The 26,677-nt window shown below is 71.7% G+C and carries 28 protein-coding genes; 16 read left to right on the top strand and 12 right to left on the bottom strand.

Features of this window, described 5'->3' with window-relative positions:
* Positions 1 to 74 precede the first annotated feature (74 nt).
* From Q5425_RS00555 to Q5425_RS00530, 6 genes are all read left to right on the top strand, one after another.
* Positions 75 to 1,676 carry an FAD-binding protein gene (locus tag Q5425_RS00555; protein WP_308670029.1) on the top strand — a complete coding sequence of 534 codons (1,602 nt, stop codon included), beginning with the start codon at positions 75 to 77 and terminating at the stop codon, positions 1,674 to 1,676.
* Between the two features lie 36 nt (positions 1,677 to 1,712).
* Positions 1,713 to 2,876, top strand: a complete 1,164-nt coding sequence (hsaA, locus tag Q5425_RS00550; protein WP_308670028.1) for a 3-hydroxy-9,10-secoandrosta-1,3,5(10)-triene-9,17-dione monooxygenase oxygenase subunit — start codon at positions 1,713 to 1,715, stop codon at positions 2,874 to 2,876.
* Positions 2,876 to 3,721, top strand: coding sequence for a 4,5:9,10-diseco-3-hydroxy-5,9,17-trioxoandrosta-1(10),2-diene-4-oate hydrolase (gene hsaD, locus Q5425_RS00545; protein WP_308670027.1), 846 nt, complete (start codon positions 2,876 to 2,878; stop codon positions 3,719 to 3,721). Before hsaA ends, hsaD begins: the two co-directional genes overlap by 1 nt.
* The gene (hsaC, locus tag Q5425_RS00540) at positions 3,721 to 4,635 is read left to right on the top strand and encodes an iron-dependent extradiol dioxygenase HsaC (protein ID WP_308670026.1); all 915 of its coding nucleotides are present in this window, start codon (positions 3,721 to 3,723) and stop codon (positions 4,633 to 4,635) included. The genes hsaD and hsaC overlap by 1 nt, the downstream gene beginning before the upstream one ends.
* The gene (hsaB, locus tag Q5425_RS00535; protein ID WP_308670025.1) at positions 4,632 to 5,171 is read left to right on the top strand and encodes a 3-hydroxy-9,10-secoandrosta-1,3,5(10)-triene-9,17-dione monooxygenase reductase subunit; all 540 of its coding nucleotides are present in this window, start codon (positions 4,632 to 4,634) and stop codon (positions 5,169 to 5,171) included. Before hsaC ends, hsaB begins: the two co-directional genes overlap by 4 nt.
* Positions 5,172 to 5,312: 141 nt before the next feature.
* Complete coding sequence (locus Q5425_RS00530) at positions 5,313 to 5,912, top strand: hypothetical protein (RefSeq protein WP_308670024.1); 600 nt, start codon at positions 5,313 to 5,315, stop codon at positions 5,910 to 5,912.
* A gap of 1 nt (position 5,913) precedes the next feature.
* Here the strand turns inward: Q5425_RS00530 and Q5425_RS00525 are convergent, their stop codons facing one another.
* The 4 genes from Q5425_RS00525 to Q5425_RS00510 all read right to left on the bottom strand — a co-directional run bounded on the left by Q5425_RS00525 (position 5,914) and on the right by Q5425_RS00510 (position 9,231).
* Positions 5,914 to 6,168, bottom strand: a complete 255-nt coding sequence (locus Q5425_RS00525) for a Smr/MutS family protein (RefSeq protein ID WP_308670023.1) — start codon at positions 6,166 to 6,168, stop codon at positions 5,914 to 5,916.
* Positions 6,165 to 7,226: an MBL fold metallo-hydrolase gene (locus Q5425_RS00520; RefSeq protein WP_308670022.1), complete on the bottom strand. Its 1,062-nt coding sequence runs from the start codon at positions 7,224 to 7,226 to the stop codon at positions 6,165 to 6,167. The genes Q5425_RS00525 and Q5425_RS00520 overlap by 4 nt, the downstream gene beginning before the upstream one ends.
* A gap of 9 nt (positions 7,227 to 7,235) precedes the next feature.
* Positions 7,236 to 8,252 (bottom strand): acyl-CoA desaturase, encoded by a 1,017-nt coding sequence (locus Q5425_RS00515; RefSeq protein ID WP_308670021.1) that lies wholly within the window; start codon positions 8,250 to 8,252, stop codon positions 7,236 to 7,238.
* Positions 8,253 to 8,436: 184 nt separating this feature from the next.
* Positions 8,437 to 9,231 (bottom strand): enoyl-CoA hydratase-related protein, encoded by a 795-nt coding sequence (locus Q5425_RS00510; RefSeq protein WP_308670020.1) that lies wholly within the window; start codon positions 9,229 to 9,231, stop codon positions 8,437 to 8,439.
* Positions 9,232 to 9,430: 199 nt separating this feature from the next.
* On the opposite strand from Q5425_RS00510, the gene Q5425_RS00505 reads away from it, so the two are divergent.
* Both Q5425_RS00505 and Q5425_RS00500 read left to right on the top strand, forming a co-directional pair.
* Positions 9,431 to 9,598 carry a DUF3117 domain-containing protein gene (locus Q5425_RS00505; protein WP_013222969.1) on the top strand — a complete coding sequence of 56 codons (168 nt, stop codon included), beginning with the start codon at positions 9,431 to 9,433 and terminating at the stop codon, positions 9,596 to 9,598.
* A 90-nt stretch (positions 9,599 to 9,688) separates the two neighbouring features.
* Entirely contained in the window at positions 9,689 to 11,140 is a 1,452-nt protein-coding gene (locus Q5425_RS00500) for a leucyl aminopeptidase family protein (protein ID WP_308670019.1), read from the top strand.
* Here the strand turns inward: Q5425_RS00500 and Q5425_RS00495 are convergent.
* Entirely contained in the window at positions 11,065 to 12,318 is a 1,254-nt protein-coding gene (locus Q5425_RS00495) for an MFS transporter (protein WP_308670018.1), read from the bottom strand. The two genes, Q5425_RS00500 and Q5425_RS00495, sit on opposite strands and share 76 nt — an antisense overlap.
* A 50-nt stretch (positions 12,319 to 12,368) precedes the next feature.
* Between Q5425_RS00495 and Q5425_RS00490 the strand changes: the two genes are divergently transcribed.
* Positions 12,369 to 13,313, top strand: coding sequence for a LysR family transcriptional regulator (locus tag Q5425_RS00490; RefSeq protein WP_308670017.1), 945 nt, complete (start codon positions 12,369 to 12,371; stop codon positions 13,311 to 13,313).
* Positions 13,314 to 13,482: 169 nt separating this feature from the next.
* Here Q5425_RS00490 and Q5425_RS00485 read toward each other — a convergent pair whose 3' ends face one another.
* On the bottom strand, positions 13,483 to 14,127 hold the full coding sequence (locus tag Q5425_RS00485; protein WP_308670016.1) for an O-methyltransferase: 645 nt from the start codon (positions 14,125 to 14,127) through the stop codon (positions 13,483 to 13,485).
* 190 nt (positions 14,128 to 14,317) lie between these two features.
* Between Q5425_RS00485 and sigE the strand changes: the two genes are divergently transcribed.
* The 4 genes from sigE (at position 14,318) to tatB (ending at position 18,014) form a co-directional block, all read left to right on the top strand.
* A complete protein-coding gene (sigE, locus tag Q5425_RS00480; RefSeq protein ID WP_396135113.1) occupies positions 14,318 to 14,929 on the top strand; it encodes an RNA polymerase sigma factor SigE in 612 nt (203 codons plus the stop codon).
* Positions 14,926 to 15,576, top strand: a complete 651-nt coding sequence (locus Q5425_RS00475) for a zf-HC2 domain-containing protein (protein WP_308670015.1) — start codon at positions 14,926 to 14,928, stop codon at positions 15,574 to 15,576. The genes sigE and Q5425_RS00475 overlap by 4 nt, the downstream gene beginning before the upstream one ends.
* Before the next feature lie 429 nt (positions 15,577 to 16,005).
* The gene (locus tag Q5425_RS00470; protein ID WP_308670014.1) at positions 16,006 to 17,523 is read left to right on the top strand and encodes a trypsin-like peptidase domain-containing protein; all 1,518 of its coding nucleotides are present in this window, start codon (positions 16,006 to 16,008) and stop codon (positions 17,521 to 17,523) included.
* Between the two features lie 77 nt (positions 17,524 to 17,600).
* A complete protein-coding gene (gene tatB, locus Q5425_RS00465; protein ID WP_308670013.1) occupies positions 17,601 to 18,014 on the top strand; it encodes a Sec-independent protein translocase protein TatB in 414 nt (137 codons plus the stop codon).
* Positions 18,015 to 18,509: 495 nt separating this feature from the next.
* On the opposite strand, the gene Q5425_RS00460 is transcribed toward tatB, so the two are convergent.
* Genes Q5425_RS00460 through Q5425_RS00445 form a run of 4 tightly spaced genes read right to left on the bottom strand, consistent with a single transcriptional unit; the run spans position 18,510 to position 22,355 of the window.
* Positions 18,510 to 19,655 carry an Mrp/NBP35 family ATP-binding protein gene (locus tag Q5425_RS00460; protein ID WP_308670012.1) on the bottom strand — a complete coding sequence of 382 codons (1,146 nt, stop codon included), beginning with the start codon at positions 19,653 to 19,655 and terminating at the stop codon, positions 18,510 to 18,512.
* Positions 19,656 to 19,665: 10 nt separating this feature from the next.
* Complete coding sequence (locus Q5425_RS00455; RefSeq protein WP_308670011.1) at positions 19,666 to 20,166, bottom strand: DUF1003 domain-containing protein; 501 nt, start codon at positions 20,164 to 20,166, stop codon at positions 19,666 to 19,668.
* On the bottom strand, positions 20,159 to 21,436 hold the full coding sequence (locus Q5425_RS00450; RefSeq protein WP_308670010.1) for a magnesium transporter MgtE N-terminal domain-containing protein: 1,278 nt from the start codon (positions 21,434 to 21,436) through the stop codon (positions 20,159 to 20,161). The genes Q5425_RS00455 and Q5425_RS00450 overlap by 8 nt, the downstream gene beginning before the upstream one ends.
* A 10-nt stretch (positions 21,437 to 21,446) precedes the next feature.
* Positions 21,447 to 22,355, bottom strand: coding sequence for an aminoglycoside phosphotransferase family protein (locus tag Q5425_RS00445; protein WP_308670009.1), 909 nt, complete (start codon positions 22,353 to 22,355; stop codon positions 21,447 to 21,449).
* 96 nt (positions 22,356 to 22,451) lie between these two features.
* Here Q5425_RS00445 and Q5425_RS00440 point away from each other — a divergent pair, with 96 nt between their 5' ends.
* Positions 22,452 to 23,348 (top strand): SPFH domain-containing protein, encoded by an 897-nt coding sequence (locus Q5425_RS00440; RefSeq protein WP_308670008.1) that lies wholly within the window; start codon positions 22,452 to 22,454, stop codon positions 23,346 to 23,348.
* On the opposite strand, the gene Q5425_RS00435 is transcribed toward Q5425_RS00440, so the two are convergent.
* Both Q5425_RS00435 and Q5425_RS00430 read right to left on the bottom strand, forming a co-directional pair.
* Entirely contained in the window at positions 23,345 to 24,133 is a 789-nt protein-coding gene (locus tag Q5425_RS00435; RefSeq protein ID WP_308670007.1) for a DUF4190 domain-containing protein, read from the bottom strand. The two genes, Q5425_RS00440 and Q5425_RS00435, sit on opposite strands and share 4 nt — an antisense overlap.
* 47 nt (positions 24,134 to 24,180) lie before the next feature.
* Positions 24,181 to 24,582 carry a DUF4190 domain-containing protein gene (locus tag Q5425_RS00430; RefSeq protein WP_308670006.1) on the bottom strand — a complete coding sequence of 134 codons (402 nt, stop codon included), beginning with the start codon at positions 24,580 to 24,582 and terminating at the stop codon, positions 24,181 to 24,183.
* Positions 24,583 to 24,723: 141 nt separating this feature from the next.
* On the opposite strand from Q5425_RS00430, the gene Q5425_RS00425 reads away from it, so the two are divergent.
* Both Q5425_RS00425 and Q5425_RS00420 read left to right on the top strand, forming a co-directional pair.
* A complete protein-coding gene (locus Q5425_RS00425; RefSeq protein ID WP_308670005.1) occupies positions 24,724 to 25,926 on the top strand; it encodes an acyl-CoA dehydrogenase family protein in 1,203 nt (400 codons plus the stop codon).
* A 144-nt stretch (positions 25,927 to 26,070) separates the two neighbouring features.
* Complete coding sequence (locus Q5425_RS00420) at positions 26,071 to 26,625, top strand: general stress protein (RefSeq protein WP_396135112.1); 555 nt, start codon at positions 26,071 to 26,073, stop codon at positions 26,623 to 26,625.
* The last annotated feature ends 52 nt before the right edge of the window (positions 26,626 to 26,677 follow it).

The following is a 26,677-nucleotide window of genomic DNA, read 5'->3' as shown; positions in this document are numbered from 1 at the left end:
GGGAAGATTATCCAGTTGAGAGCCGCTTTCGGTCACGATAGACGAGAACGTGTTTCAGTTCTAGGGTAGCGACCATGGACGCACTCGTCGCGGACGTGGTCATCGTGGGATTCGGGGCGGCCGGCGCCTGTGCCGCCCTCGAAGCGGCCGACGCGGGCGCCGACGTCGTCATCGTCGAGCGCTTCGCCGGAGGAGGGGCCAGCGCGGTCAGCGGTGGCGTGGTCTACGCCGGCGGCGGGACCGGTCAGCAGCTCGACGCGGGCGTCGACGACTCCGTCGACGCGATGTACGCCTACCTGCGGCTGGAAACCGGGGACGTCGTCTCGGAACGGACGCTGCGGCGGTTCTGCGAGGGCAGCCGCGAGATGATCACCTGGCTGGAGGGCAACGGCGTGCCGTTCGAAGGCAGCCTCTGCCCGTACAAGACGTCGTACCCGAGCGACCGGCACTACCTCTACTACTCCGGCAGCGAGGCCGCCGGCGGGTTCCGCGACGCGGCGAAACCGGCTCCGCGCGGTCACCGCGTCAAGGGGCCGGGGACCTCGGGGAAGATGCTGATGGCCCGGCTCAAGGCGGCCGTGCGCGCCCGCGGCATCCGCGTGCTGACGCAGACCACCGCCCGGAGCCTGATCCGCGACGACGCCGGCCGCGTCACCGGGCTCGTCGCCGACACCCTGAGCGGGGCCTCCGCCGCGGTGCGGGCGCGCCACCAGCGCTTCGCGCAGTACGCGGCGAAGCCCGGCATCTACGTGCCGTCGCTGCGCAAGTCACTGCACCGCCGGGTCGAGCGCTTCGAGCGCGCGCACGGCCGTGAGCTGCGGATCACCGCCCGGCGCGGGGTCGTGCTGGCGGCCGGCGGGTTCATCGCCGACCGCAAAATGGTGCGGGAGCACGCGCCGGCCTACCGCGGCGGGCTGCCGCTCGGCACGTCCGCCGACGACGGCTCGGGGATCCGCCTGGGTACCGAGGCCGGCGGCGCGACCGGCGAGCTGGGCCGGATCTCCGCGTGGCGGTTCGTCACCCCGCCCAGCGCGTTCCTCGGCGGGATCATCGTCGACGCCGGTGGCGGGCGGGTCATCGACGAGTCCCGCTACGGCGCCGCGGTCGGCGAGAAGCTGATCGAGGAGCACGGGAGCAAGGGCTGGCTGCTCGTCGACGCGCCGATCGTGGCCGAGGCGCGCCGGGACGGCCGCAAGCAGAGCCAGTGGTTCCAGTGGCTCCAGCTGCGGTACCTGCTGCGCCGCGGCCGCGTGGTCGGGAAGACCCTGGACGAGGTGGCGCGCAAGGCCGGGATCGACGCGGCGGGCCTGCGCGCGAGCGTCGAGGCCTACCACGGCGACCAGGATCCCGTGGGCAAGCCCGTGGAGTTCGCGCGGCGGCTGGACAACCCGCCGTACTCGCTCATCGACATCTCGGTGCGGCCCAACCTCGGGTACCCGACGCCGATGCTGACCCTCGGCGGCCTGGTCGTCGACGAGGACACCGGCGCGGTGCGGAGCGCGGCGGGGGAGCCGATCCCCGGCCTGTACGCGGCCGGCCGCACCGCCGTGGGAATCTGTTCCAGGTCGTACGTCAGTGGTCTCTCCCTGGCCGACTGCGTGTTTTCCGGCCGCAGAGCGGGGATCAACAGTGCCTTGGCGCAGGGCGTTCTCGACAAAAACGAGAACGTGTTCTAGTCTCTGGAGGGAGTGAACAGAGAGAGGAACTTGCGCATGAGCGAGCAGGTGATCGCCGGGGTCCGGGACCTCCTGCCGGTCCTGCGGGAACGGGCCCAGGACACCGAGGACGCGCGCCGCGTCCCCGAGGAGTCCGTCAAGGCCCTGCAGGAAACCGGGTTCTTCAAGCTGCTGCAGCCGAAGCTCCACGGGGGCTTCGAAACCGACCCGGTGAGCTTCTACACCGCGGTCAAGCTGATCGCGAGCGCGTGCGGGTCCACCGGCTGGGTCGCCTCCATCCTCGGCGTCCACCCGTGGCACGTGGCCCTGTTCGACGCGCAGGCGCAGCAGGAGGTCTGGGGCGAGGACCAGGACGTGCGGATCTCCTCCTCGTACGCGCCGATGGGCAAGGCCGAGGTCGTCGAGGGCGGCTACCGGCTGTCGGGCCGGTGGAGCTTCTCCTCCGGCTGCGACCACTGCACGTGGGTGCTACTCGGGGGGCCCGCGTTCAAAGACGGCAAGCCGGTCGACTTCTGCACCTACCTGCTGCCCATCGCCGACTACGCGATCGTGGACGTCTGGGACACGATCGGCCTGCGCGGCACCGGCTCGAACGACATCGTCGTCGAGGACGTCTTCGTGCCGCAGCACCGGGCGCTGAGCTTCATCGCGACGTCGAAGTGCAAGGTCCCCGGTCAGGCCGTCAACCCCGGCCCGCTGTACCGGCTCCCGTACGGTTCGGTGCACCCGACCACGATCACCGCGCCGATCATCGGCATGGCGCAGGGTGCTTACGACGCCCACGTGGAGCACCAGCGCAAGCGCGTGCGAGCCGCGTACGCCGGTGAACAGTCCAAAGAGGACCCGTTCGCCAAGGTGCGGATCGCCGAGGCGGCCAGCGAGATCGACGCCGCCTGGCTGCAGCTGACCCGCAACATCGAGGAGCTGTACGAACTGGCCAAGCGCGAGGAACGGCTGCCCGCGGACCTGCGGCTGCGCGTGCGGCGCGACCAGGTGCGCGGCACCGAACGCGCGATCACCGCGATCGACCGGCTCTTCGAGAACTCCGGCGGCCGCGCGATCCAGCGCGGCACCCCGATCCAGCGCTTCTGGCGCGACGCGCACGCCGGCCGCGTCCACGCGGCCAACGACGCCGAGCGCGCCTACGTCATGTACGGCACCGGCGTCTTCGGGCTCCCCGTCGAGAACGCGATGTACTGATGGCCGCTCCCGAAGGCAAGTACGGGCAGGCGGGCTCGCTGAAACTGCACTACCACGAAGCCGGCGCCGAGCACGCCGAGACGGTCATCCTGCTGCACGGCGGCGGGCCCGGCGCGTCGGCGTGGAGCAACTTCGGGCGCAACCTGCCGGAGTTCGCCAAGCGCTACCGGACGATCGCCGTCGACCAGCCCGGCTTCGGACGCTCCGACAAGCCGACCGAGCACCCGCAGTACTTCCGGCACAGCGCGGACGCCGTCGCCGGCCTGATGGACACGCTCGGCGTCGAACGCGCCCACTTCGTCGGCAACTCCCTGGGCGGGGGAGCGGCGGTGCGGTTCGCGTTGAACCACGGGAAGCGGGCCGGGCGCCTGGTCCTGATGGGGCCGGGCGGGCTGAGCGTCAACCTGTTCGCGCCCGACCCGACCGAAGGCGTCAAGAACCTCGGGAAGTTCGCGGCCAAGCCGTCGCGCGAACGCATGGAAGCCTTCCTGCGCATCATGGTCCACGACCAGGCGCTGGTCACCGACGAGCTGATCGACGAACGCTTCGCCGCCGCCAACACCCCGGAGTCCCTGGCCGCGATGCGCGCCATGGGCAAGTCGTTCGCGCAGCCCGGCACCTACGAAGAAGGCATGCTCTGGCGCGAAGCCCACCGCCTCCGCCAGCGCGTACTCTTGATCTGGGGCCGCGAGGACCGCGTGAACCCCTTGGACGGCGCGTTGCTCGCACTCAAGACGATTCCGCGCGCGCAGCTGCACGTGTTCGGCGGCTGCGGGCACTGGGCCCAGCTGGAGAAGTTCGACGAGTTCAACCGGCTGGCCCTCGACTTCCTCGGGAGTTCCTGATGGGCATCCGGTCGCTGGGCTACCTCCGCATCGAAGCCACCGACATGGCGGCCTGGCGCGAGTACGGGCTCAAGGTGCTCGGCATGGTCGAAGGCAGCGGCACCCACCCGGACGCGCTGTACCTGCGCATGGACGACTTCCCCGCGCGGCTGGTCATCTCCCCGGGTGACGCGGACCGGCTGGCCGTCACCGGCTGGGAGGTCGCTCACGCGGGCGAGCTGGCCGAGCTGCGGTCCCGGTTGGACGGTGCGTCGGTGCCGTACAAGGAGGGCACGCCCGACGAGCTGGCCGACCGACGCGTCGACGAGCTGATCAGCTTCGACGACCCGTCCGGCAACACCCAGGAGGTGTTCCACGGCGTCGCGCTGCAGCACCGGCGGGTGGTCAGCCCGTACGGGCACAAGTTCGTCACCGGCGAGCAGGGCCTCGGCCACGTCGTGTTGTCCACAAAGGACGACGAAGCGTCGCTGCGGTTCTACCGGGACGTCCTCGGCTTCCGGCTGCGCGACTCGATGCGCCTGCCGCCGCAACTGGTCGGGCGGCCCGCCGTCGGGCCGCCCGCGTGGCTGCGGTTCTTCGGCTGCAACCCGCGGCACCACAGCCTGGCGTTCCTGCCGATGCCGACGCCGAGCGGGATCGTGCACCTGATGGTCGAGGTGGAGAACACCGACGACGTCGGCCTGTGCCTCGACCGGGCGATCCGGCGGAAGGTGCCGATGTCGGCCACGCTCGGCCGGCACGTCAACGACCTGATGCTGTCGTTCTACATGAAGACCCCCGGCGGCTTCGACGTCGAGTTCGGCTGCGAAGGCCGTCAGGTCGACGACGGCAACTGGATCGCGCGCGAGAGCACCGCGGTTTCGCTGTGGGGGCACGACTTCTCGGTCGGCGCGCGGCCGCCCGGCGCGCCATGACGTCGGTGGCGGTCGACCAGACCGAGTTCCGCAGCGTGCTCGGGCACTTCTGCACGGGCGTCACCGTGGTCACCGGCCGCGACGGCGACACGCTCGCCGGGTTCGCCTGCCAGTCGTTCGCCGCGTTGTCGCTCGACCCGCCGCTGGTGCTGTTCTGCCCGGCCCGCACGTCGCGAACGTGGCCGGTGCTGGCCGCGGCGGGCCGGTTCGCGGTCAACGTGCTGGCCGAGGACCAGCAGGAGGTCAGCGCCGTGTTCGGCGCCCGCGGCGAGGACAAGTTCGCCCGGTTCGGCTGGACGCCCGCGCCGTCCGGCGCGCCCCTGCTCGACGGCGCGCTGACCTGGATCGACTGTGCGCTGGAAGCCGTGCACGAGGCGGGCGACCACTACGTCGTGATCGGCCGGGTCACCGCGCTCGGCGCGCCGTCGGACGCCCGTCCGCTGCTGTTCCACCGCGGCCGGTACGCGGTCACCGAACCGGCCCGGGACGCGCTCGCGGCCCTGATGCCCTGGCCCCGCCCCGACGACTGGCTGTGACCGGCGATCGCGGTGGGTTAGCTCGACCGGGTGGTTGTGCAGGGATTCACAGGTGGGCCGCATCCCATTCACGAGAGAAAGCCGACTCCCGGCGCGCACACTGTTACCGAGAAGACACCTTCCGGGAGGAGTGAGTCGCGCATGCGTGGGCCCAGCGGACGGATCGCCCGGTTCGGGCGGCTGGTGCACCCCGGCCGCAACCCCCTCGCGCGAGCGGGCGACCGCGTCGAAGCGCTCCTGCTGCTCCTGGCCGTCGTCGGCGCGTTCCTCGCGATCCCGTTCGCGGCGGCGATCGGTTCGGAGACGTACGCGGCCCAGAACACTCGCGCCGCGCAGGAACGCGCCACGCGCCACCCGGCGACGGCGGTTTCCCTCGCGGCGGCGTCCGGCCAGCCCTACAGCACGGACGGAGCCGGCGCCCCGGCCGCCGAGACAACGGTCCCGGCGGCCTGGTTCGACGCCCGCGGAACCCGCCACACGGGCGACGTCCTCACCGACCCCGGCAGCCCGGCGGGCGCCCGCATCCCGATCTGGCTGGACTCCCGCGGCGAGCTGGCCGGCCAGCCGCGCTCGGCATCGACCTCGGCGGCGGACGGCGTGTTCGCGGCAGTCCTGCTGTGGGCGGCGATCACCGGAGCGCTGGCGGGTTTGTACGTCACCGTCCGGTTTATCCTGACCCGCCTCCACGCGGCGGCGTGGGACCGCGCCTGGGCCGAAGCCCGGCACGACAGCCGGTTCTGAGTCACTTCCACCGGAAGTGCACGAACACCCGGCCGAAGTTGTCCTTGTCCTTCTCGACCCGGTGGTACAGCGCTTTGACGTCCTTGCGCTCGAGGAACCGCAGGACGTGCTTCTTCAGCTGACCCGACCCCTTGCCCGGGATGATCTCGACGAGCGGGGCCTTCTTGGCGACGGCCTCGTCGATGACCGCCCGCAGGGCCCGGTCGATCTCGCCACCGCGGTTGTAGAGGTCGTGCAGGTCCAGTTTGAGCTTCACAGCGCCTGCCACCAGCCGTCCACCGGCGGGGGAGCGGCGGCGTCGATGCGCTCGCCGGGGCGGGGGATCGCCAGCGGGAGGTCGGCCTCCTTCGCCTCGCTCCACACGCGGTCCGCCGGTTCGCCCCACGGGTGCATCGCCAGCTGGAACGTCGCCCAGTGCACCGGGACCAGCAGCTTCGCCCGCACGTCGAGGCCGGCCGCGACGCCTTCCTCCGGGGTCATGTGGATGTCCGGCCACTGCGGGGCGTACGCGCCGATCTGGATCAGGGCCGCGTCGAACGGGCCGTGCTGCGCGCCGATCGCCGCGAAACCGTCGAAATAGCCCGTGTCGCCGCTGTAGAACACCCGGTGCTCCGGACCCAGCAGCGCCCACGACGTCCACAGCGTGCCGTCGTTGGTGAGGCCGCGGCCGGAGAAGTGCTGGGCCGGCGTCGCGACGAACCGGACGCCCGCGACCGCCGCCTCTTCGTGCCAGTCGAGCTCGATGATCCGCGCGGCCGGGACGTGCCAGCGTTCCAGGTGCGCGCCGACCCCGAGCGGGACGAGGAAGGGCGCCTCGGACGACGTCACCAGCGCGCGGACCGTGGCCAGGTCCAGGTGGTCGTAGTGGTCGTGCGAGATCACCACGGCGTCGATCCGGCCGAGCCCGGACAGCGGCACCGGCGGTTCGTGCAGCCGCCGCGGCCCGGCGAACGCCGCGGGGGAGACCCGCTCGCTCCACACCGGGTCGAGCAGCACCCGGGCGCCGTCGAGCTCGACCAGCGTGGACGCGTGGCCGTACCAGGTCAGGTGCAGGCCATCGGCCGCCTCGACCGGCGCCGACGCGACCAGTGGCACCGGGCGAGCGGGTTTGCGCAGCTCGCGGTGTTCGCCGAAAAACATCTCGCGGAAGATGGTGCGCATCGACGTCGCGGTCATCGGGTGCCGCGGCGCCGCGTTGCGGAACACCTTGCCGTCGAACTGCGGCGAGGAGCGGACCCGCTCGGCCCGCGGGCCGGCGGCCTTCGCGCCGAACGCCGCCGGCAGGTCACGCAAGGCCGCGATCGTGTTCCTCATGACCCGAGTCTACGAACGGTTCCTGAGAGGGGCCCCAGCTTCATGCAGGTGGGTGAGCGCCTGCCGGTAGGACTCGACGAGGCTCGTCTGCAGGTACGGGATGCCCACCTCGGCGCAGTAGGCCTGGACGATCGGCTGCGCGCGCCGCAGGTGCGGCGAGGGCATGCTCGGGAACAGGTGGTGCTCGATCTGGTAGTTGAGGCCGCCGAGAGCGACGTCGGTGACGACACCGCCGCGGACGTTGCGCGAGGTGAGCACCTGCTTGCGGAGGAAGTCGAGCTCGGTGCGCCCGGTCAGCGTCGGCATGCCCTTGTGGTTGGGTGCGAAGATCGATCCCATGTAGATCCCCCACAGTCCCTGGTGGACGGCGAAGAACAGCAGCGCCATGCCGGGGGAGAGCACGGTGAACAGCGCGCCGAAGTAGAGGACGAAGTGCGCGGCGAGCAGCGCGGCTTCGGTTCCGCGGCGGCGCAGTCCCGGCTTGCGGACCGCGCGGACGCCGGACCAGTGCAGGTTCAGGCCTTCGAGGGTGAGCAGCGGGAAGAAGAGGAACGCCTGGTACCGGCCGATGAAGCGCGGGACGCCCCGGCTGGCGCGGGCCTGGTCCTTCGACCACACCAGGATGTCCGGATCGACGTCGGGGTCGAGCTCTTCGTGGTTCGGGTTGGCGTGGTGGCGGGTGTGCTTGTCCATCCACCAGCCGTAGCTCATCCCGATGCCGAGGTTGCCCGCGAGCATCCCGGCGATTTCGGTGGGCCGGCGGCGGCGGAAGACCTGCTTGTGCGCGAGATCGTGGGAAAGCAAGGCGATCTGCCCGAACATCACGGCCAGGAAGGCGGCGACGGCGAGCTGCCACCAGGAGTTCCCGAGCAGCGCGAAGGCCACCCAGCCGGCGGCGAAGAGTCCCGTCACGACGGCGATCCGGGCGGTGTAGTAGCCGGGACGGCGTGCCATCAGCCCGGCGGCGGAGATGCGGTGGCTCAGCCGGGCGAAATCGCTGCCGACGACGTTCTCAGTGGTGGTCACGCCCCCGAGTCTCCGCGACGGCGGCTCCTGCGGGAAGCCGGTGCACCTCCGGGGGTTTCGGGGGGCCAGCCCTACCGCGCACGCTGGTAGGGGCGTCCGGCTTCCCGGGTCTGCCGCAGCTGTCGTGAGTGGTAAAGCGGGTTCTAACCCGCTTTACCACTCACGACCGGCCGCGGCAGACTGCTTACTTGCCCTGGAAGTCCGGCTTGCGCTTGCCGACGAAGGCTTCGACGGCTTCGGTGTGGTCGGCGGTCCCGCCGAGCGCGGACTGGGCGGCGTCCTCGGCCTCGAGGGCCTCCTCGAACGTCGACTGCGCGGCCAGGTTGAGCACGCCCTTGATCTTCGCGTAGGCGACGGTCGGGCCGGCCGCGAGCTTCGCCGCCACCTTCTGGGCGCGGGCGGCGAGTTCCTCGTCCGGCACCACCTCGCCGACCAGGCCGAGCCGCAGCGCCTCGGCCGCGTCGACGGTCCGGGCCAGCAGCATCAGCTCGGCGGCGCGGCCGTAGCCGACCAGCCGCTGCAGCGTCCAGGACGCGCCCGAGTCCGGGCCCAGCCCGACGTTGGCGAAGGCCATCAGGAACGACGACGACTCGGCGGCGATCCGCAGGTCGCTGGCGTAGGCGAAGGCGGCCCCGGCGCCGGCGGCGGTCCCGTTGACGGCCGCGATGACCGGCTTCGGCATCGCCACGATGGTCCGGACGATCGGGTTGTAGTGCTCCTTCACGGTCTGTAGCGGGGCGGGGTCACCCGCTTGCAGCAGCCCCACGTGCTCCTTCAGGTCCTGACCGGCGCAGAACGCCTTGCCGGAACCGGTCAGCACGACCGCGCGGACTCCCTTGTCGTCCGCCGCCTCGCGCAGCGCCGCGAGCAGTGCTTCCTTCAGCTCCACGGTCAGCGAGTTGTACGCCTGCGGCCGGTTGAGGGTGAGGGTGCGCACCCCGTCGGCGTCGGCGGTCAACAGGACGTCGGATGTGGTCACGTCTTCTCCTTGCGCGGAAAACTTCGGTCGGCCGAGAGTCTTTCACCTCGCGCGGGCCGCATACCAGCACCGATACGGCGGCAAAAGATCCCCTCCGCTGATGCGCCCGGCCGCTGATGAGGGACAATGGACACCAGACCCGGCTGGCTTTCACGCGAGCGCGACCCGGGCGCGCCGGTTGAGACGGAGGGAGCACGCTATGGCGGCCATGAAGCCCCGGACCGGAGATGGTCCCCTCGAAGTGACTAAGGAGGGGCGGGGCCTCGTGATGCGCGTACCACTCGAGGGTGGTGGGCGACTCGTCGTCGAACTCTCCGCGGAAGAAGCGAAGGACCTCGGCGCCGCACTGGCGGAGGTCACCGGCTGACCCGGCTCCCCCGATCCGTCCTTCCGTCGCACCCCGGTCTCCCTTCGGAGGCCGGGGTCGCGGTTCCTCTGCGCCCGAAGGTTGCTCACTGTGCGTAATCCGCTACCGCCCGTTCCGGCTACCCTGCTCGACATCGAGGTCACGGCGGAGCTCCGCCGCGGCGTCCCGGCGGCCCGGCTGGTGGCCGCGCCCGACAACGATGACGTCGAGCCCTTGGAAATCGAGGGCGTCCGGATCACGGGCAAGGCGGGCGATGTGCAAACGGTCCCCGGTGGCGGGCCCCGCTGGATCGCGGGACTCGGCGGCGGGGAGCCGAAGGAGTACCGCAAGACCGGTGCGGCGCTGGTCCGCGCGGTGAACGCGACGCTGGCCGAGGACGTCGAAAACGGCGGCAAGGCGTTCCGCGCGGTGCAGCTGGCGCTGCCCGAAGAGGCTTCCGGCGAGCACGTCACGGAGCTCGCGCTGGGGCTGCTGCTCGGCGGCTACCGGTACAAGGTGTCCGGAGCGGACCCGAAGCCGTCGGTGCGGACGGTGCGGCTCGTGGGTGCGGACCCCGCGTTGCCCGAGCTGGTCGCCCGCGCTTCGGTGCTGGCCGCGGCGACGGCGTTGACGCGTGATCTGGCGAACACGCCGTCCAACGTGAAGACCCCGGCCTGGCTGGCCGACACGGCCGCTCGCGTGGCCGGTCCGCGCGTCGAGGTGACGGTGCGGGACGAGAAGTGGCTCGCGGCGGAGGGCTTCGGCGGCGTCCTGGCCGTCGGCGGCGGTTCCGCGCGGCCGCCGCGGCTGATCGAGATGGCGTACAAGCCGTCGGGCGCTTCCCCGCACCTGCTCCTGGTCGGCAAGGGCATCACGTTCGACACCGGCGGCCTGTCGATCAAGCCGGCCGACGGGATGCACCTGATGCGCACGGACATGGCGGGCGGCGCGGCGGTGATCGCGGCGGTCCGCGGCATCGCGGCCCTGGGCCTGCCGGTCCGGGTGACGGCGCTGGTCCCGTGCGCGGAAAACCACGTCTCCGGATCGTCGTACCGGCCGGGCGACATCGTCCGCCACTACGGCGGCAAGACGACCGAAGTGGGGAACACGGACGCGGAGGGCCGGATGGTCCTGGCCGACGCGCTGGTGTACGGCATCCGCCGGTTCTCGCCGGACTACGTCGTCGACGCGGCCACGCTGACGGGCGCGATGAAGGTCTCGCTGGGCCTGCGCACGGGTGGCCTGTTCGCCTCCGACGACTCGCTGGCGGCGCTGGTGTCCGAAGCGGGCTCGCGGGTCGGCGAGGCGTGGTGGCGCATGCCGCTGGTGGAGGACTACGCGGAGAACGTCCGCGGCGAGTTCGGCGACGTGCGCCAGACACCGGGCGGGCCGGGCGGCATCACGGCGGCGCTGTTCCTGCGGGAGTTCACGGCGGGCCTGCCGTGGGCGCACCTGGACATCGCGGGCCCGGCGCGGTCGGAGAAGAACTACGACGAGGTGGTGCCGGGCGCGACGGGGTTCGCCGCGCGGACCTTGGTGGAGCTGGCGGCTTCGCTGGGCTGAGACCGCCCGGGCCGGAGCCGCGTTCCGGCGCCGACCGCGGCCACGGCGAGCAGCAGCCACACCGCCACCACCGCGATCAGCCACCCCCAGCCCGCGTGCCCGTACACCCACGCTCCCGCGGCGCCGCCCACGCTGCTGCCCAGGTAGTACGTCGCCGTGTACATCCCGCCCACCTGACCGCGGGCGGTTTCCGGCGCGTCCGCGGCCGCCCAGCCGTTCGCGACCGCGTGCGCCGCGAAGAACGCGCACGTCAGCACCAAGAACCCGGCGATGACCACGGGCAGCGAGTCCGGCAGCGTCAGCGCCGCGCCCAGCGCCGTCAGCAGCAGCGCGCCGACCAGCGCCCGGCGGCGGCCCACCCGCGCCACCAGCCGTCCGGCCGCGGCCGAGGAGACCGAGCCCGTCGCGTAGGCGAGGAAAACCAGCGACGCGATCGCCGGCGACAGGTGCAGCGGATCGCCGGTCAGCCGGAAGCCGGCGGCGTTGTAGAGCGCGACGAACGAGCCCATCGCCAGCAGCGCGACGGCGTACTGGGCCAGCAGCACCGGCTTGCTCAGCGCCGTCACCAGCCCGCGGGCGACGCTGCGCAGCTGGGCGTCACCGCGGGGCCGCGTGCCCGGCGGCAGCGCCACGACGGTGACGGCCGAGCACACCGCTCCCACGCCCGCGACGACGAACAGCGCACCCCGCCAGCCGAGCGGACCGGCGGTGAACCCGCTGGCCAGCCGGCCGAGCATGCCGCCGACGGTGTTGCCCGCGATCATCGCGCCGACGGCCGCGGCGACGGCCGCGGCGACGCCCGCGCGGCCCAGCCGTTCGGCCAGGTAGGCGGCCGCGACCCCGGGGAACCCGGCGATCGCGACGCCCTGCAGCGCGCGCAGGACGAGCAGCGCCGGGTAGGTCGGCATCAGCGGCAACAGCAGCCCGAAAACGACCGACGCGACGACGGACGTCAGGATCACCGGCCGCCGCCCCACCACCTCGGACAGCGCCGCAATGGGCAGGACCGCCACGGCGAGCGCGCCGGTGGCGACGCTGACGGCGAGGGCCGCACCACCGGGGTCGAGGTGGAATTGGGCGGCCAGCTGCGGCAGCACCGGCTGCGGCGCGTAGAGCAGGGCGAAGGAGGAGATCCCCGCCGCGGCAACGGCGGTCTTGACTCGGCGGGTGGAAGTCACGTCCTGAACGTAAGCAGCGCTAACCAATACGTCTAATGCACTTACCTGGCATGATCAATGCGGTGACGTATGATTCGCTGTCCGCGCAGGTCGCACCGCACTTGCCTCTGCTCGCCGCGCTGAGGGAGACGAGGAACATCACACGCGCGGCCGAACTGCTGGGCGTGCCGCAGCCGACGGTGAGCCGCCGCCTCGCGGCACTGGCGGAGGCACTGGGAGCCCCGTTGACGATCCCGGACGGCCGCGGCATCCGCTTGACGCGCGCGGCCGAGCTCCTGGCCGAGGCGGCCGAGCGAGGTTTGGCGGCGCTCGACACGGGCGTCCGGCTGGCGCGCGAGGAGGTGTCCCCGGAGTCGGGGCACGTCGTGCTGGGGTTCCTGCACCTGCTCGGGCGGTCGTTGGTGCCCTCGCTGCTGCGCGGGTACCGGGCGAGCTACCCGGGGGTCCGGTTCACGCTGGTCCAGGGCTCGCGCCAGGAAATGGTCGACCGGCTGGCGGGCGGCGAGCTGGACCTGGCGTTGGTCGCGCCGCTGCCCGAGGTGCCGTCGTTGGCGTGCGCGGGCTTGGTGGACGAAGAGATCCTGCTGTCGGTCCCCTCGGGCCACCGCTTGGCGGGCCGGCGATCGGTGCGGGTGGCGGAGCTGGCGGACGAGGAGTTCGTGCTACTGGAGCAGGGGTACGGGGTGAGAACGCTGACGGACAAGCTCTGCGCGGCGGCGGGCTTCGCCCCGCGGATCGCGTTCGAGGGCCAGGAGTCGGACACGGTGCGCGGGTTGGTGGCGGCGGGGCTGGGGGTGGCGTTGCTGCCGCGGTTCGGGCCGGGGACACCGGCGGGGGTGGCGGAGGTGCCGTTGGCCCCGCGGCCGTACCGGACGATCGGGCTGGTTTGGCGGGCCGAGGAGCCGATGACTCCGGCTGTGGCGGGGTTTCGGGAGCACGTCCTGGAGGCCGCGGGTAGGGATCCGGGCAAGCTCGTTCTTGCAGGTCAAGGCTGACTTCGCCAGAGCGGTACGGGCTGCGTGCTGGGCCCTTGCCGGGCCGCCCGCCAGGAAAAACACCCCCGCCCTTCCCGGGGGGCGTCCCCAAGCCCAGTCTACCGGCGACCCCCGGCCAACCCGCCCGAGAACACCTAGTTGTCCACAGCCCCGCAACCCTGTGGACAACTCAGGTAGCGGCGCCCACGAGCAACCCGCCGCCCACCGGGAGCAGCGCCGGGACCAGGCGTTCGTCCTCCCGGAACGCGCGGGCCACCTCGCGCAGGGCCAAGGTCTCCGGGTCGCGGTGGGCCGGGTCGATCACCCGGCCGCCGGCCAGCACGTTGTGGAACGCGATGATCCCGCCCCGGCGCAGCAGCGACACGCCCAGCTCGTAGCAGCCCGGGTACTCGATGTGCGCCGAATCGACGAACACCAGGTCGTACCCGCCCGGCGTGAGCCGCTGCAGCACGTCGAGCGCCCGGCCGATGATCAGCCGCGTGCGGCCCGGCGCGAAGCCGGCCTCGCGGAACGTCGCGCGCGCGGCCCGCTGGTACTCCGGCTCCACGTCGATCGACGTCAGCACCCCGTCGGGCGCCATCCCGCGCAGCAGGCTCAGCCCGCTGACCCCCGCGCCGGTGCCGACCTCGACGACAGCTTTGGCACACAGCGTCGCTGCCAGGAAACGCAGCGTCGCGCCCGCACCCGCGCTGAGCGGGGTGCAGCCCAGGTCCTCGGCCCGCGCCCGGGCCGAAGACAGCACCTCGTCGTCGGGCAGGTACCCGTCGACGAACCCGGAATCGGCCGGTGCGGCCGCAGGGGTGGGCGTGTTCACGCACGGAGGTTAGCGTTGGTTGTCGATAAATCCGCGCAGGCTCCCTGGTAAGCACCCGGGAAGAACTTCTCAGCCTGCTCTCAGTCCAGTCTCACTAGAACCATAAGGAACCCGGAGAGACTGAAATCCGAACACACGGGAACACCGTGCCAAGGGCCCGCGTTGGGTGGAGCAGACAGGAGAAACACAGATGGAGGTGCCTGCTCCCGCGATGCAGAACGCCGTTGCCGACACCGGGGCCGAGCCGGTGACCCTGGACGAAGCGGCCTGGACGCCGCCGTCCTGGGACGAGGTCGTGCGCGAACACGGCGACCGGGTCTACCGCCTCGCCTACCGCCTGACCGGCAACACCCACGACGCCGAGGACCTGACGCAGGAGACTTTCATCCGGGTCTTCCGCTCGCTCGCGTCCTACAAGCCCGGCACATTCGAGGGCTGGCTGCACCGGATCACCACCAACCTGTTCCTGGACATGGCCCGCCGCCGCTCGCGCGTGCGGATGGAAGGCCTGCCCGACGACACCGACCGCATCGTGGGCGACGACCCGAGCCCCGAGCAGGTCTACTCGGACACCCACCTGGACCCGGACCTGCAGGCGGCGCTCGACGAGCTGCCCCCGGAGTTCCGCGCCGCCGTGGTGCTGTGTGACGTCGAAGGGCTCTCGTACGAAGAGATCGGCGCGACGCTCGGTGTCAAGCTGGGCACCGTCCGCAGCCGCATCCACCGTGGGCGTCAGGCGCTGCGCGCTTCGCTCGAGCGTCGCCGCACTTACGCACCGCAGTCTGCGAAGGTGACGGTATGACCGCACCGCGAGGCTGGGCACTCCCCGAGTCGCACCTGCTGCCGGACGTCGTGGTGGCGTTCGTCGACGGCGAGCTGACCCACGGCGCCCGCGACCGAGCGGCGTCGCACATCACCCGCTGCGCGGCGTGCGCAGCGGAGGTGCGCGCCCAGCGCCAGGCGGTCGACGCCATCCGCGGCGCGGGAGCCCCGTCGATGTCGGCCGGGTTCCTCGCGAGCCTCCAGTCGATCCCGCAGCACACGGAGCTGCCGAGCGCCCCGGACAACCTGGCGATCACGGCGGACGGCCAGCTGGTCGCGGTCCAGCGCCCGGACCGGGTCGCGGGCCTGCGCGACGCGGGCGTGCTGGGCGGAGTGGCGCCGTTGGGATCATCCGCCCCGCTGGGCCAGTCCCCGAACGTCCTCGGCGGCGGCCGTTTCAAGCGCCGCGCCGCACAGGGGGCGGGCGTGGTGGTATCGGGCCTGGTGCTGAGCGCGCTGGCCCTGGTGGGGACGTCGGCGGACGGTGACGGAGCCCCCGAGACGGGCGGCGGAGCGCCCCAGCAGGCGGGCCTGCTGCCGGCCCAGATGGCGGTGCCCCAGCAGCCGGCTCCGGTTTCGACCCCGGCGAGCACGACTCCGGTGGCGGTACCGGCCGGCATCCGCTGAGCAGACTTTGAAGGCCGCTGCGAGGCATTCCTTCGCGGCGGCCTTCGGTGTGTCCGGTCTTCGTCGGGAGCGGCTCTTCGTCTGAAGCGGCTTGGGCTGGGAGCTGCCCCCGCCGACGCTGCCCTCGCCGACGCTGCCCTCGCCGACGCTGCCCTCGCCGACGCTGCCCTCGCCGACGCTGCCCTCGCCGGACGCTGCCCCCGCCGACGCTGCCCCCGCCCTCCCTAGGGGGGCGTGCCCATGTCCAGCCTATCGCCGCCCTCCGACGGAAACCCCCGTTCAAGGCCCCGTCGAGCCGTTTTGTCCACATCACGCCGGCCCTGTGGACAACCCGCCCAAGAAACAGCCACTTCACCCTCGGACCGGCAGACTCGGAGCACCGGGCTTGGGTATCGTCACGCCCAGCCACCTGATCTTCTGCACCGGGGAATGATGACCGAGCCGAACGTGAATCCCGAGCAGCCCGGCGCGCGTGAAGCCGACCGGCTGGGCCCGCGGCCGCTCGCGCGGCCGGCCGTCGATCCGGCGCAGGCCGCCGTCTTCGGCAGGCCGCAGGGCGTTGATGGTGCGTTCGACAAGCTCTACACCCCGCAAAAGACCAACGGCGTCAACCTCGCCCCGCCCGCTCCCGAGTCGCTCGCCGAGGCCTTCCGGCGGCCGCCCGGGGCCGAAGGTGTGCTGCTCGAACGGCCGCGCGAAGCCACCGGTGACCCGCGGGAACCCGAACCGCCCCTGTGGGCCGGCACCCGTGATCCGTGGCGCGATCCCGGGGCCGCCGCGGTGCTCGCCGGGCCCGCCATGCCCGCCGAAGACGAGGAAAAACCGGCCAACCGGCCACCCGGCGCCCTGCTCAGCCTGCCCGAAGTGCTTTTCGGACGGCGCGTGCAGCCGAAGGCGCTCGTCCTGCTCGGCGTCGTCGCGCTGCTCGTCGGCGCCGTCGGCGGCTTCGTCGGCTGGTGGGTCGGCGACACCGGCACCGAGCTCACCGGCTCCGCCACCATCTCCGAAGCCGAGGCCGGCAAGGAACGCCCGGCCGGTTCCGTCGCCGAAATCGCCAAGCGCGTCGCGCCCGCCGTCGTCTCGCTCGAGGTCTTCAAGCCCGGCGCCGAATCCGGTGAGCAGGGCTCCGGCGTCATGATCGACCCCCAGGGCTACATCCTCACCAACGAACACGTCATCGCCTCCGCCGCCGCGGACCCCGGTGTCAAGGTCACGGCCGTCTTCATCGACGGCACCCGCACCGAAGCCAAGCTCGTCGGCGCCGACCAGAAGACCGACCTCGCCGTCGTGAAGGTCAACGTCACCAACCCGACCGTGCTGCAGGTCGGCAAGTCCGCCGACCTGCAGGTCGGCGACACCGTGATGGCGATCGGCTCGCCGCTGGCGCTGCAGAACTCGGTGACCGCCGGCATCGTCAGCGCGCTGAACCGGCCGATCACCGCGGGCGGTGACAACGGCGCCCCGCCGGTCACCTACGAGGCCATCCAGACCGACGCCGCGATCAACCACGGCAACTCGGGCGGCGCGCTCGTCGACTCCACCGGCGCGCTGGTCGGGATCAACTCCTCGATCCGCTCCGCCGGCGCGGACGGCGGCAGCATCGGCATCGGCTTCGCCATCCCGAGCGACTACGCGATCAAGATCGCGAAGGCGCTGATCAAGGACGGCAAGGTGAAGCACGCCGACATCGGCATCAACGCGTCGTCGACGGTCGCGGGCTCGTCCACGATGGGCGCCCAGGTGAAGAACGTCGCGCCCGGTGGCCCGGCCGCGAACGCCGGCATCAAGGAGGGCGACGTGATCACGAAGATCGGCAACCGGCTCGTCCGCGACTCCTCGGAACTGACGGTCGCGGTCCGTGCGCACGACGTCGGCGAAGTGGTCCCGGTGTCGCTGGCCCGCGACGGCGCCAGCTTCGTCGTCGACGTAACCCTGGCTTCCGACTGAGTTCCCGTGTTCGGCCTGCCGGAGCGCGGCGGGCTGCGGGTACCCTGGGCGGGTAGGTTCCGAGCGGAGGTAGACGGGTGTTCGACAGTGTCGGATGGGGGGAAATCCTCGTCCTCATCATCGCCGGTCTCTTCATCCTCGGCCCGGAACGGCTGCCGGAGGCGGCGTCCTGGCTCGCGAAGAGCGTGCGCAAGGTCCGCGACTTCGCGACCGGCGCGAAGGAGCAGCTGCGCGAGGAGATGGGCCCGGAGTTCGACCAGCTGCGCAAGCCGCTGGAAGACCTTCGCGGACTGCGCAACTTCGACCCGAAACGGGTCGTGACGCAGCACCTCTTCGACGGCGACGCGGATCCGCTGGGCTTGAAGGGCATCACGAACGGCAGCAGCACGCCGGCGAACGGGAGCAACGGCTACCTGGCCGGCCAGACCCAGTCGGCGCCCGAGCCGCTCAAGCCGGGCGAGCGCCCGCCGATCGACCCGGACGCGACATAACGGACATCGGTTTCCTCACCGAGTCCGACCGCGCCCGCTGGGAAGTCCTGGCCCGCGGCAAGGACACGTACTTCGAGGTCGAACGCAGCGACGACGCCTACGAGCGAACCTGGCGCCGCCTGCTCGACGACGACCGCATCCGCGGGATCGCCGCCTGGCTGGACGGCGAGATGGTGGGCGCCGCGCACTACCGGGACTGATCCACTACGCCTACCGGCGCGACGCGACCGGCCCTCCACAGCCCGGCCGTGATGTGGACAACGGGGGGCGTGCGGGCCGTTTTTCGGCCTTGTGTCGGACAGGCCCGATAAACTGGACGTGGGACCGACCCCCCGGAGAGGGCGGGGGCTGCGCTTGGTGGCCGGATGGGGGCGCATTGGGCCCTTGCCGCTGAAGCGGCAGGGAGCCAGAGCCGGCAGCGGCGGCCCCGATCCGCCAGCCGTGACCGCGATCCGCCAGCCGCGACCGCGATCCGCCAGCCGTGACCGGCGACCCTCAGCGACCCGCCGGCGTCACGTTCAGCATCATCCCCGCCAAGCCCCGCGCCCGGACCGAGAGCTTCTTCGCCACGTCGCTCAGCACCAGTGAGGCCGGTGCCTCCGGCTCGGACAGCACGATCGGCGTGCCCGCATCACCCTGGGCGACGACCCGCGGGTCCATCGGGACCTGGCCGAGCAGGGGGACCTCGGAGCCGATCGACTTCGACAACGACGAAGCCACCGTCGCGCCGCCGCCCGAGCCGAACAGCTCCATGCGCTCGCCGGACGGCGTCTCCAGCCACGACATGTTCTCGATGACCCCCGCCACGCGCTGGCGCGTCTGCAGGGCGATCGCGCCCGCTCGCTCGGCCACCTCGGCCGCTGCCTGCTGGGGTGTGGTCACCACCAGGATCTCCGCGTTCGGGATCAGCTGGGCCACCGAAATCGCGATGTCGCCCGTGCCCGGCGGGAGGTCCAGCAGCAGGATGTCCAGGTCGCCCCAGAACACGTCCGCCAGGAACTGCTGGAGCGCGCGGTGGAGCATCGGGCCGCGCCAGACCACCGGGGTGTTGCCCGGGGTGAACATGCCGATCGAGATCACCTTCACGCCGTGGGACTGCGGCGGCATGATCATCGTGTCGACCTTTGTCGGCTTCTCGCGCGCGCCCAGCATGCGGGGGATCGAGTGGCCGTAGATGTCCGCGTCCACCACCCCCACCGACAGCCCGCGCGCGGCCATCGCCGCCGCCAGGTTCACCGTCACCGACGACTTGCCCACGCCGCCCTTGCCCGAGGCCACGCAGTACACCCGCGTCATCGAGCCCGGCTGCGCGAACGGGATCACCGGCTCCGCCGCGTCACCGCGCAGGGACTTCCGCAGCTCGGAGCGCTGCTCGTCGCTCATCACGTCCAGTTCGACGCGCACGTCCACCACGCCGGGCAGCTTCGAAACCGCGGCCTTGGTGTCGTTGGTCAGCGTCGCCTTCAGGGGGCAGCCCGCCACCGTCAGGTAGATCCCGACGGTGACAACACCGTCGGACGCCACCGCCACGTCCTTGACCATCCCCAGGTCCGTGATGGGTTTGCGGATCTCGGGGTCTTGCACGCTCTTCAGCGCGCTGCGGACGTCGTCGACGCTGGGGAGCTGCTGGGTGCTGGTCACCCCACCCATGTTACGAGCCGGTAGGGGTGCGGGACTTCCTGGGCTGGACGGACAGGTCCTCCCGGAGCCGGTCGAGCTCGCTGCGGAGGTAGTCGCGCGTCGCCACTTCGCCGACCGCCAGCCGCAGCGCCGCCAGCTCCCGCGCCAGGTACTCCGTGTCGGCCTTCGTCTGCAGGGCCCGGTTCCGGTCCTCATCCAGGGAGACGCGGTCGCGGTCGTCCTGCCGGTTCTGCGCGAGCAGGATCAGCGGTGCCGCGTACGCCGCCTGCGTCGAAAACGCCAGGTTGAGCAGGATGAACGGGTACGGGTCCCACTGCAGCGACACCGCCGTGATGTTCAGCACCACCCAGACGATCACGAGCAGCGTCTGCCAGAACAGGTACTTCCCGGTGCCGAGGAACCGCGCCAGCCGCTCCGACAGCCGCCCGAAGGTGTCCGGGTCGATGTTCAACCTGAACCGGTTCTGGCCGCGGGGCTGGTCGAGCCGCCGTCCCGGAGTCAGCTCAGGCACGGTCTTCCTCCAAGGTGTCGTGCAGCCCGGTCTCGCGCCAGTCCTCGGGCAGCAGGTGGTCGAGGACGTCGTCGACGGTCACCGCGCCGATCAGGTGGTCTTCGGCGTCGATGACCGGTCCGCAGGTCAGGTTGTAGGCCGCGAAGTACCGCGTGACCTCGGCGAGCGACGCCCCCGGCTTCAGCGGCGGCAGCCCGGTGTCGACGGCGCTCGCGACCAGCTCCGCCGGCGGCTCCCGCAGCAGCCGCTGGAAGTGGACGACGCCGACGTAGCGCCCGGTCGGCGTCGCGGTCGGCGGGCGGCAGACGAACACCATGCTGGCCAGCGCCGGCGGCAGATCGGCGTTGCGGATGTGCGCCAGCGCCTCCGCGATCGTCGTGTCCGGGGTCAGCACCACCGGCTCCGGCGTCATCAGGCCGCCCGCGGTGTCCGACGAGTACTCCAGCAGCCGCCGGACCGGCGCGGACTCCTCCGGCTCCATCAGCTCCAGCAACCGGCTCTGGTCGGCCGGCGCCAGCTCGGCCAGCAGGTCGGCCGCGTCGTCGGGGTTCATCGCCTCCAGGACGTCGGCGGCGCGCTCCTCGGCCAGGTAGGCCAGCAGTTCCTTCTGGTCGTCGTCCGGCAGTTCCTCGATGACGTCGGCGAGGCGCTCGTCGTCCATCGCGTCGGCGACCTCGTGGCGCCGCTTGAGCGGCAGGTCGCGCACGGTCGCGGCGATGTCGGCCGCCCGCATGGTGTCGAACAGCATCAGCAGCTGGCCCGCGCCCTGGGGCTGGCCGGTGAGGTCGGTCAGGCCGAGCCCGGCCACCTCCGGCCACGGCAGCACCTGCATGGGCGCGCGGCGCCGGCCCAGCCCGACCCGCCGCTCCCGGATGGCCAGCTTGGCCAGCACCCAGTCACGGGTGCGGGTCGGCTCCATCCCGGCGTCGACGACGGTGATCCGGGTGCCCGGCCCGGCCAGCGTGGCGTGCGCGTCGAGCAGCTGGCCGAGCACCAGGACCTCGTTGGGCCGCTGGTTGAACTGGCGCATGTTGACCGAGCCGGTGGCCAGCGTCACGGCGGTCGGCTCGATCGAGGTGACCCGCAGCATCGGGACGAAGACGCGCCGCCGGGTGGTCAGTTCGACGACCAGGCCGAGGATCCGCGGCGGCTGCGCGTCGAGACGCAGCCCGGCGACCAGGTCGCGGACGCGGCCGATCGACTCCCCATCCGGGCCGAATACCGGCAACCCGGACAGCTGAGCTGCGAAAACCCTGTTGACCGCGGCCATGCCGCTGACACTATCGGCTGGCTGCCCAGGTAGCGATTTCCGGCACTGTGATGAACGCCGGGTCGTCGCTGTCCTCGCCGGTCTCCTCGTACTCCTCGATCATCCAGATCCAGTTCTGCACGGCCCGCACCAGCGTCCAAGCCCGCGCCTTCGCGGCGTCCAGCTCCTGCGACGCGACGATCAGCGCGAACCGTTCGTCCAGTGTGGACTCGGTGAAGCGGTTCCAGAACAGCGGGATGACGCCCCACTCGAGGTCGCCGGCCAGCGGCTTCGGGTCGATGACCAGCCACGGCTCCCGCGTGCCGGCCAGGACGTTCTGGAAGTGCAGGTCCTCGTTCACCAGCTCTTCACCCGCCGACGGCCCGAGCTCGCGGCAGATCGCGACGGCGGCGTCGACCAGCCGCTTCTCGAACGGCTCGCCGAGTTCGGCCCAGCGGCGGGGGAGTTCCTCGACGAGGGACCCGGCTTCGGCCCGCAGCCGTCGCCCCATCGACGCCGGCGCCGGGACGGCCAGCCGCCGCGCCAGGCCGCCGATGAGCGGGATCGCCGAACGCAGCGGGAGGTCGTCGAGGGTGCGCCCGGCGTCGAGCCGTTCGAGCAGCAGCACGCCGTCGTCGGGCGCGGAATCCAGCAGCAGCACCGCACCGCGACCGGCCCATGTGGACAGTGCGAGCGGCTCGTCGGCGGACTCGGCGTCCCGCCAGCCCAGTTTCAGCACCACCGGCGTGCCGTCGGCGAGCCGCGCGGGCTGCACCACACCGACGTAGCCGTGCATCGCCTCGCCCTCGAACGCACACCCCCACTTCCGCGCGTACTCCGCGGCGAGCCCGGGCAGGGCCGCCAGCCAGGGGACGGCGCCGTCGCCGAGCACCCGCGGCGCGCGGGCGGCGAACAGCGGGGGAATCCGAAGATCGGTCACCGCCCCAGCCTGGCAGCCGCGTCCAATGCATTTCGTCGGCTCTCCAGCGGGCGTACGCTGGGCTTTCAAGGGGAAAACGCAACCCCGGGAGCAGTCATGGTGGTGGAGATCCTCAGCGCCGTCGTCCTCGCGGGCGGCGCCTGGCTCGCGTCGAGCGTGCGGGTCGTGAAGCAGTACGAACGCGGTCTGGTCTACCGGTTCGGCCGGGTGCGATCGCGGGTCGCGGAACCCGGCCTGATGGTGCTGGTGCCGTTCGCGGACCGGCTCCAGAAGGTCAACATGCAGATCGTGACCATGCCGGTGCCCGCCCAGGACGGCATCACCCGCGACAACGTCACGGTCCGCGTCGACGCGGTCGTCTACTTCAAGGTCATCGACCCGGTCGTGGCGGCGGTCAACGTGCAGGACTACCGCTCGGCGGTCGGCCAGGTCGCGCAGACGTCGCTGCGCTCGATCATCGGCAAGAGCGAACTCGACGACCTGCTGTCCAACCGCGAGCGCCTCAACGAGGGCCTGGAGCTGATGATCGACAGCCCGGCACTGGACTGGGGCATCCACATCGACCGCGTGGAGATCAAGGACGTCGCGCTGCCGGAGGCGATGAAGCGTTCGATGTCGCGGCAGGCCGAGGCGGAGCGGGAACGACGCGCGCGCGTCATCTCCGCCGACGGTGAGCTGCAGGCGTCGTACAAGCTGTCGCAGGCCGCCGCGCAGATGGCCGACACCCCGGCGGCGCTGCAGCTGCGGCTGCTGGAGACGGTCGTGCAGGTGTCGTCGGAGAAGAATTCGACGCTGGTGCTGCCGTTCCCGGTGGAGCTGCTGCGGTTCCTCGACGCGCAGACGCCGAGGCCGGCGGCCCCGGCCGCGCAGGCCGCCCCGGCCCCGGAGCCCGCACCGGAGCCCGCCGCGGTCGAGGCGAAACCGGAGGTGAACGGCCACGCGACGCCGTCGCCGCGCAGCCCCGGCGACGCGGTGCTGCCGGCCGCGGACTAGCTGCTGAGGTAGCCGTTCGAGCCCAGGATGATCAAGGTGGTCAAGAAGCCGGCCCAGAGCGCGAGCACGACGTAGCCGACGATCACGGCGGCCGTGGCCAGCCCGCGGCCGCCCGCTTCGCCGCGGTTGGTCTTGCTGAGCGCGATGTGGCCCATGACCAGCCCGGCAATGGCGGTGATCCCGGAGCAAAAGCCGAGGATCGAGCACACCAGCGCGCCGATGGCGAGGGCGTTGTCCTGCCCGCGCGGGGGCGTCCCGTAGGGCTGGCTGTACGGCGCCGGCCCGGTGTACGCACGGCCGTACGCCGGCGGGTACGGCTGCTGCGGGTAGGCCTGGGGGATCGGCTGCCCCGGAGGTGCGTAGGGCGTGCCGGGGATGTACGCCGCGGGGGTTTCGTAGGCGCCGGGCGGCAGGTGGCCGGGCTGGTCCGCGGCGGCTTGGGCCGGGAACCCGGTGGCGGGGGTCCGGTCGCCGGCGGTTTGGGCCTCAGGGGCCGGGGACGGGAACTCGGCAGCTTGAGCCGGGGCCTCGGTGGCCGGGGACCCGGCCGCTGGGGTCGAGGCGCCGGTGGCCGGGGACTCGGCCGCCTGCGTCGGCGCCGCCGCGGTGGTGTCCGCTGGGGTCGAGGCGTCGCCGGCCGGCGTCGTCGCGCTGATCGTGGCGTCGGGCGACGGCGGGTCGTAGTTCTCCGGCTCGTACGACGCGGGGCCCGCCGGCGGCGGCGGGTCGTACGCCACGGTCGGGTCGGCGGCCGGACGGTCCTTGTCCCCGGACGGGTCGGTCATGACGGATCCCCTCGGTGCGGGTGGGAAGCCAACGTCGGTGCCCCGGGTCAGTGCACGGAGCTGAAGAAGCCGAAGGCGATCGCGAGGGCGACGAGCGCGATGCCGAGCACGATCCCCGCGTACCCCACGATGATCGCCGCGAGCGCGACGCCCTGGCCCTCGGCTTCGCCGCGTTTGGCCTTGCCGTAGGCGATGTGGCCCATCACGATGCCGGCGATGGTCACGAGCACGCACAGGAAGATGCCGGCGATCGAGCAGACCAGTGCGCCGACCGCGAGCCCGGAACCTTCCCGCGGCGGCCCCTGCATCCCCGGGTAGCCGGGGTACTGCGGGTAGCCCGGCTGCTGGTAACCACCGCTCGGGTACTGCTGGCCGTATCCGGGCTGCTGGTAGCCACCCGAGGGCGGCTGCTGGCCGTACGGGTTGTTCGGGTCCTGCGGATAAGTCACGATCTCTCCCCTCCCCGCCGCACTTTACGGGGCCGATCACGCCGAGCGTGAGCGCCCTCATAGCAGGGTTGCGGCTTTCGGGTCATACTCACCGGTAACCCAGCGCCGGGAGCGGCGTCGTATTCCGGAAAGGGAGCCGTGATGGCCCGTCTCGCCCAGACCGCCGGCCTGACCGACGTGCAGTCGGAGATCCTCGCGACCGTCCGCCAGTTCGTGGACAAGGAGGTCATCCCGCACGCGCAGGAGCTCGAGCACGCCGACGCCTACCCCGCCGACATCGTCGCGGGCATGAAGGAGATGGGCCTGTTCGGGATCACCATCCCGGAGGAGTACGGCGGGCTCGGCGAGTCGCTGCTCACCTACGCGCTGGTCGTCGAGGAGATCGCGCGGGGCTGGATGAGCGTCTCCGGCGTCATCAACACCCACTTCATCGTGGCGCACATGATCTCCCGCCACGGCACGGAAGCGCAGAAGCAGCACTTCCTGCCGCGGATGGCCACCGGCGAGGTCCGCGGCTCCTTCTCGATGTCGGAGCCCGACCTCGGGTCCGACGTCGCCGCGATCAAGACCAAGGCGAGGCGTAGCGACGATGGTGCTCACTACGTCATCGACGGCTCGAAGATGTGGCTGACGAACGGCGGATCGTCCAACCTGATCGCACTGCTGGTGAAGACCGACGAGGGCGCCGAGAAGCCCCACCAGAACCTGACGACGTTCCTCGTCGAGAAGCCGGAGGGCTTCGGCGAGGTCGCGCCCGGGCTGACCATCCCCGGCAAGATCGACAAGATGGGCTACAAGGGCGTCGACACGACCGAAGCGGTCTTCGACGGCTACGAGATCGGCGCCGACATGGTCCTCGGCGAAGCGCCGGGCAAGGGCTTCGCGTACATGATGGACGGTGTCGAGGTCGGCCGCGTGAACGTCGCGGCGCGCGCGTGCGGCATCGCGATCCGGGCGTTCGAGCTGGCGGTGGAGTACGCGCAGCAGCGCAAGACGTTCGGCAAGGCGATCGCCGAGCACCAGGCCGTGGCGTTCAAGCTGGCCGAGATGGCGACCAAGGTCGAGGCCGCGCACCTGATGATGGTGAACGCGGCCCGCCTCAAGGACTCCGGTGCCCGCAACGACGTCGAGGCCGGGATGGCCAAGCTGATCGCCTCCGAGTACTGCGCGGAAGTCACGCAGGACGCGTTCCGCATCCACGGCGGTTACGGGTACTCGAAGGAGTACGAGATCGAGCGGCTCATGCGCGAGGCGCCGTTCCTGCTGATCGGCGAGGGCACCAGCGAGATCCAGAAGACCATCATCAGCCGCGGCCTCCTGCGCGAGTACAAGTCCCGCTCCTGACCGGAGCTTTCACGTGAAAGCTCCGCCCCGGGGACCCGGGGTTGAGCTTTCGTAGGGAAAGTGGGAAGCGACTTGTCGACAGGGCGACAAGCGCTCGGGCCTTTCGGGGTAAGCGGCTCGCACCACCCGGGTGTTCTTGACAAGATGGACACCCGGACCCACGAGTGCGCAGGTGATGATGTGAGTAGTCCCTTTGGCGGGGGGCGGGCGCCCGGTGGCCTCCCGCGGCTGCCGACCCCGCCGACCGGCTGGCCGATCGGGTCGTACGCGACCTACGGCGAGGCGCAGAAGGCGGTCGACTTCCTCGCGGACAGCGAGTTCGCCGTCGGCGACGTCACGATCGTCGGGGTCGACCTGATGCTCGTCGAGCGCGTGATCGGCAAGCTCAGCTGGGGCCGCGTGCTCGGCACCGGCGCGGTGTCCGGCGCCTGGTTCGGCCTGTTCGCGGGGCTGCTGCTCGGGTTGTTCGTCAACCAGGGGTTCGCGTTGCAGGTGCTCACCGGGCTCGTGCTCGGAGTCCTGTCCGGCCTGATGTTCGCCGCGATCGGGTACAGCATGTCGCGGGGCCGCCGGGACTTCTCCTCGGCGAGCCAGCTCGTCGCCGGCCGGTACGACGTCCTGTGCCAGCCGCGCTCGGCCGAACAGGGTCGCGAACTGCTCGCGAAGCTGGCCCTCAAGCCGCCATCGGCCAACCCCTAAGAACCCCACCCCTAGCAGGGAAAAATCACGATTCGACGCGCGGTGGGCTGAA

Origin of the sequence: Amycolatopsis sp. A133 (assembly GCF_031082405.1) — a bacterium.
In the GTDB taxonomy this organism is placed as follows: Bacteria; Actinomycetota; Actinomycetes; order Mycobacteriales; family Pseudonocardiaceae; genus Amycolatopsis.
This window is presented reverse-complemented; position numbering and strand designations above follow the sequence as displayed.